Below are 5,784 nucleotides of genomic sequence, written 5' to 3' on the forward strand. Positions count from 1 at the left end.
AATAATCAGGTGCAAATAATTACGGTTTGCCCCACATTGGCAGCTCAGGAAGTAGAACAATTAGTTACCTTTCCCATAGAGCAAAGCATTGCTAATATTCCCGATTTAGAAGAAACCAGAAGTATTTCGAGGTTTGGTTTGTCCGTAATTACAGTTGTATTCAAGGAAAAAGTAGATATTTATTTTGCCCGACAGCTCATTAACGAAAAACTGAAAGAAGCAGAAGAAAAAATTCCGAATGGAATAGGAACGCCGGAACTGGCTCCGGTAAGTACAGGGCTTGGTCAGATATACGAATATATAATACATCCCAAAAAAGGAAGTGAAAATAAATACAATGCCAAAGACCTTCGTACAATGCAGGACTGGATTGTAGCAAGGCAACTGTATGGTACTCCCGGAATTGCAGAAGTAAATAGTTTTGGCGGCGAGCTAAAGCAATATGAAGTAGCTGTTAATCCTAGTCGCTTAAAGGCTATGGATGTAAGTATTACCGATATTTTCAACGCTCTTGAAAGAAACAACCAAAATACAGGGGGAGCATATATTGATAAGAAACCAAGTGCTTATTTTGTTAGAGGTATTGGTATGGTTACATCATTAGATGATATAAAAAACATTAGTGTAAAGAATAATCCTGGCAGTGTTCCAATTTTTATAAAAGATGTGGCGGATGTACGATTTGGTAATGCTGTAAGATATGGAGCAATGACATATAATGGAGATGTTGATGCAGTAGGTGGTGTTGTGATGATGTTAAAAGGCGAAAACGCCAATAGTGTAATTGAAAAAATAAAAGAAAAGCTTCCTACTATACAAAAGTCATTACCTGATGATATTATTATTGAGCCCTATATAGACCGTTCAGTTTTAGTTGACAAGGCAATGAGTACCGTAGAAAAAAACCTGATAGAAGGTGCATTGATTGTAATCTTTGTATTGGTACTTTTTTTAGGAAATTTTAGAGCCGGATTAATTGTAGCTTCCGCTATTCCCTTAGCAATGCTGTTTGCCTTGGCGATGATGAATGTGTTTGGTGTAAGCGCCAATTTAATGAGTTTGGGAGCCATAGATTTTGGGTTGATTGTAGATGGGGCAGTAATTGTTGTGGAAGCCACATTACATCATTTAGGCTTACGAAAATCTAAACAAAGGCTTACACAAACTGAAATGGATGAGGAAGTTTTTCTGTCTGCCTCCAAAATTCGTAGTAGCGCAGCATTTGGTGAAATCATTATACTAATTGTTTACATTCCTATTCTTACGTTAGTGGGCGTAGAAGGCAAAATGTTCCGTCCGATGGCACAGACTGTAGGTTTTGCCATTTTTGGAGCTTTGATTTTATCCTTAACATACATACCTATGATGTGTGCTTTGTTCTTATCCAAAAAGCCTTCACATAAAGAAACCTTTTCCGATAGAATGATGAATTGGTTACAAAGAAAATATCAGCCTTTGCTTGAAAAGGCGATTAGCATAAAGTATTGGTTCGTTGGTATCGCCATTGCCATATTTGCAATTAGTATTTTCTTGTTTAGCCGAATGGGAGGAGAATTTATACCCCAACTACAAGAAGGAGAATATGCGTTTGAATTTAAAATGCCTATTGAAACCTCATTATCACAAAGTATAGAAACTTCGATGCTTGCTTCGAGAATTGCCAAACAATTTGATGAAGTAAAAATGGTGGTAGGTAGAACTGGAGCTGGTGAAGTACCTACTGACCCAATGCCTCCAAGTGCAACAGATTTAATAATTATTCTTAAGCCTGAAAGTGAATGGAAATCCGGAAGGACATACGATGAATTAGGCGATGCAATAGAAGAAAAAATAGCCGTAATACCTGGCATTATTGTCGAAAAAAGCCAACCCATTCAAATGCGCTTTAACGAACTTATGACAGGGGTAAAACAAGATGTTGCAATTAAGATTTTCGGAGAAAATTTAGACACACTAGCGTTAAATGCCGATAAGGTTAGCAAAGTTATACAAACAGTAAAGGGAGTTACAGTGCCTCAGGTAGAACTGGTAAGCGGGTTACCTCAAATTAATATTGAATACGACCGAACTCGTTTAGCCAATTATGGAGTAAATGTAGAAGATGTAAATAATGTTGTAAGTACTGCTTTTGCAGGAAAAAGTGCAGGTGTGGTTTTTGAGAATGAAAGGCGATTTGATTTAGTTGTGCGTTTAGATAGTACCTATAGAGGTAGTATTGAAGATGTAAACAATATGATGATACCAACTAGCACAGGCAGTCAAATTCCTCTATCACAGGTGGCTACAATTGACTATAAATTAGGACCTGCGCAGATAAGCCGTGAAGCTGGAAAGAGAAGAATTGTAATTGGTTTTAATGTTGCAGGCAGAGATGTACAAAGTGTGGTAGAAGAAATTCAAAAAAAGTTGAACAACCAAGTAAAATTACCATCAGGGTATTATTTCACTTATGGAGGACAGTTTGAAAATTTACAGGAAGCAAGCAATAGATTACTGATAGCTGTTCCAGTTTCTTTAATATTGATATTTGTACTGCTTTACTTTACTTTCAGTTCCTTTAAACAGGCAGGATTAATTTTTACAGCCATCCCAATGAGTGCAATTGGAGGAATACTAGCTTTGTTACTTCGAGGAATGCCTTTTAGCATCAGCGCAGGTATTGGATTTATTGCATTGTTTGGCGTTGCTGTCCTAAACGGAATTGTACTGATAGGTATTTTCAATCAATTAGAAAAAGAAGGAGAAAAAGATGTATTGAAACGGGTAATCGAAGGAACTAAAATCCGTTTGAGACCAGTTTTGATGACTGCAACAGTAGCCAGTTTAGGATTTCTGCCAATGGCTTTGAGCAGTAGTGCAGGCGCAGAGGTACAAAAACCATTGGCTACAGTTGTTATCGGTGGTTTGGTAACTGCAACATTCCTTACCCTATTCGTACTGCCTCTATTGTATATCATCTTCAATTCAAAAATTAATTTAAAAAGAAAATTTAAAGTGAAACCCATTACAACTATCGTTGTGTTACTGCTATCATTGGTAGGTTTTACAGCAAACGCACAAACGAAAGATTTATCCAGTGTTGATGAAGCAATAAACATCGCGCTGAAAAATAATCAAACCATAAAGGCTTCAGATTTAGAAATTGATGCAAGTAAAGCCTTGAAAAAAACTGCCGGAGAATTACCAAAATTAGGTTTTAATGCACAATTGGGGCAGTACAACAGTACAAAATTCGACCAGTCTTTTGAAGTGGCACAAACTATTCCTTTTCCTACATTATTCGGAGCAAAAAAACAATTGATTAATGCCGAAATAAAAGGGAAAGAATTACAGAAAAATCTTACCGTACTAGAGTTAAAAACGCAGGTCAGAACTTACTATTATCAAATCCTATATTTGCAACATAACCAAAAGCAATTACAACAGTTAGATAGTCTGTACAGCGATTTTATAGAAATAGCACAGCTTCGTTATAAAACCGGCGATACAAAAAAAGTGGACATCAGTACGGCAGAAGCTAAGAAAGGGGAAATCAATTTATTGTTAAAACAGAATAAAGTGTTTTTAAATAATGCTGTTGCCAGTCTGAAAACTTTGATGAATACAAGAGAGGATTTTCTCATTGCAGAAAATGGAATTTTTCAACCTTTACAAATCAGCAATTTATTGGATAATGATGTAGTAGCAAGTCATCCCGCCATTCAATCCTTGTATCAGGATGCTGTTATTGCAGAACAGACCAAAAAGGTAGAACGTTCCCAAGGTTTACCTGATTTTACAATTGGTTTTACAAATCAATCTTTAATAGGTTTTCACACAGTAAATGGTATGGAAAAATATTTTAATTCTGGTAACCGTTTCAATTCTGTAAATATTGGCATTGCAATTCCTATCACTTATGGTGCTACCAAAGCAAGGATAAAATCTTTGGACTTCAGAAAACAGGCTTCCGAAGCCAATGCTCAGCAGCAGCAGCAAGCATTAACAACACAATTACAAAATGCTTTGCAGCAATACCAACAGGATATGCAACAGTTTAATTATTTTCAGCAAGAAGCATTGCCTAATGCCAAAGAAATAGTATCAGCGGCACAATTAGGGTATAAAACAGGAGAAATTAGCTATGTGGAATATCTTTTTGCATTGCAAACCGCAACCGACATTCAATTAAATTATCTAAAAAGTATTCAGCAGGTAAACCAGTCTGTAATCAATATTTATTCTCTCATTAATCAATAAGTAAAAAATGAAATTCAACATAAATAAAATCACAATTGTAACAGTGATAACTGTTTTAATATTTGCATTTTCCGCTTGCAATAATCAGAAAGATGGAAATGGGCAGAACCAGGAAGCAAAAGAAATTCAAAGAGAAGAAGCCGAGGAAGAAGTACCAACCATTGCCACTCTTTCAGAGGAACAATTAAAGATAGTTGGAATAAAAATAGGCACAATAGAACAAAGAGAGCTGTCTGCAACTATCAAAGCAAATGGAAATCTGAATGTTCCTAATAACAACAAAGCCAACGCTACAACTTTATATGGTGGAGTGATAAGAACATTGAAAGTTCAAATTGGGGATTATGTTAGAAAGGGTGAAATAATAGCAACTAGTGCCAATCCGCAGTTTATACAATTACAGGAAGAATATTTGAGTGTAGTAAGTAAGATAACTTTTGCAGAGCAAGAGCTATCAAGACAAAAAGAGTTAAATGAAGGAAATGCTGGCGCAAAGAAAAATTTACAAAGTGCAACAGCCGAATTGAACAGCCTTCGTACTCGAAAAGCGTCTTTACATCAACAACTACAATTAATGGGCATCAATCCCAGCACCTTATCAAACAGTAATTTGAAATCTGCTCTGACAGTAATTAGTCCTTTAAATGGCACAGTAAGTAATGTTTACGCTAAAATTGGAAGTTATGTAGATGTTTCTTCGCCGGTAATTGAAATAGTAGATAACAGCTCATTACATTTGGATTTACAAGTATTCGAAAAAGATTTACCACAAATAAAAATTTGGCAAACTATTCATTTTAGATTGACAAATAATCCAACCACAGAATATGAGGCTACGGTTTTAAATATCGGTTCATCTTTTCAAAACGAGAGTAAAACTATTGCTGTACGTTGTCGTATAAAAGGTAGTAAAATTGGTTTAATTGATGGAATGAACATAACAGGGGTTGTAAGCTTAAGCAATGTAACTACACCTGCTGTTCCCAATGATGCCATCGTAAATACTGATGGTAAATATTATATTTTCGTACAAACCGATAAAAAAGCAGAAGAGCATCACGAAGAAGGTAAAGAAGAAGAAAATCATAAAGATGCTGATAAAAATGAAAAGGAAGATAAGGCAAGTATAAATTTTGAAAAAATAGAAATATTGAAAGGGGTATCTGATATGGGGTATACCGCAATTACTTTTATCAAACAAGTTCCTGCCAATCAAAAAATCGTTGTAAAAGGAGCATTTTTTGTAAATGCAAAATTATCTAATGCAGGAGAAGACGAAGATTAACCAATAATAACTAAACGATGATAAATACAGATAAAAATCACAAGCATATTTATGATGCGCAGGGCAAGCAACTCTGCTGCACGGAGGAGAACAAAAACGATGCCCAAACAAATACAGGGCAGAGTACTGATAATGTTTGTTGCTCAACGGATGAAAAAGTTAATCAAAAGAGCAATGAACGAAGTGAAGCTGTTGATAAAAACAGCGTTATAAAAATGTTTTTACCAGGAATTATTTCTTTGGTACTATTGCTAATTGCT

At 35.5% G+C, this 5,784-nt stretch carries 2 protein-coding genes and 1 pseudogene; all 3 read left to right on the top strand.

Annotated features, from left to right (window positions below; translation table 11 throughout):
* Positions 1–9: 9 nt before the first annotated feature.
* On the top strand, positions 10–4,239 hold the full coding sequence (locus BGO59_RS31355; protein ID WP_293690867.1) for a CusA/CzcA family heavy metal efflux RND transporter: 4,230 nt from the start codon (positions 10–12) through the stop codon (positions 4,237–4,239).
* A 7-nt stretch (positions 4,240–4,246) separates the two neighbouring features.
* A complete protein-coding gene (locus BGO59_RS31360) occupies positions 4,247–5,524 on the top strand; it encodes an efflux RND transporter periplasmic adaptor subunit (RefSeq protein WP_293690868.1) in 1,278 nt (425 codons plus the stop codon).
* A 17-nt stretch (positions 5,525–5,541) separates the two neighbouring features.
* Positions 5,542–5,784 (top strand): annotated as a pseudogene (locus BGO59_RS31365) (hypothetical protein); the annotation flags it as partial.

This window comes from Spirosoma sp. 48-14, from assembly GCF_001898575.1.
GTDB lineage: Bacteria > Bacteroidota > Bacteroidia > Cytophagales > Spirosomataceae > Spirosoma.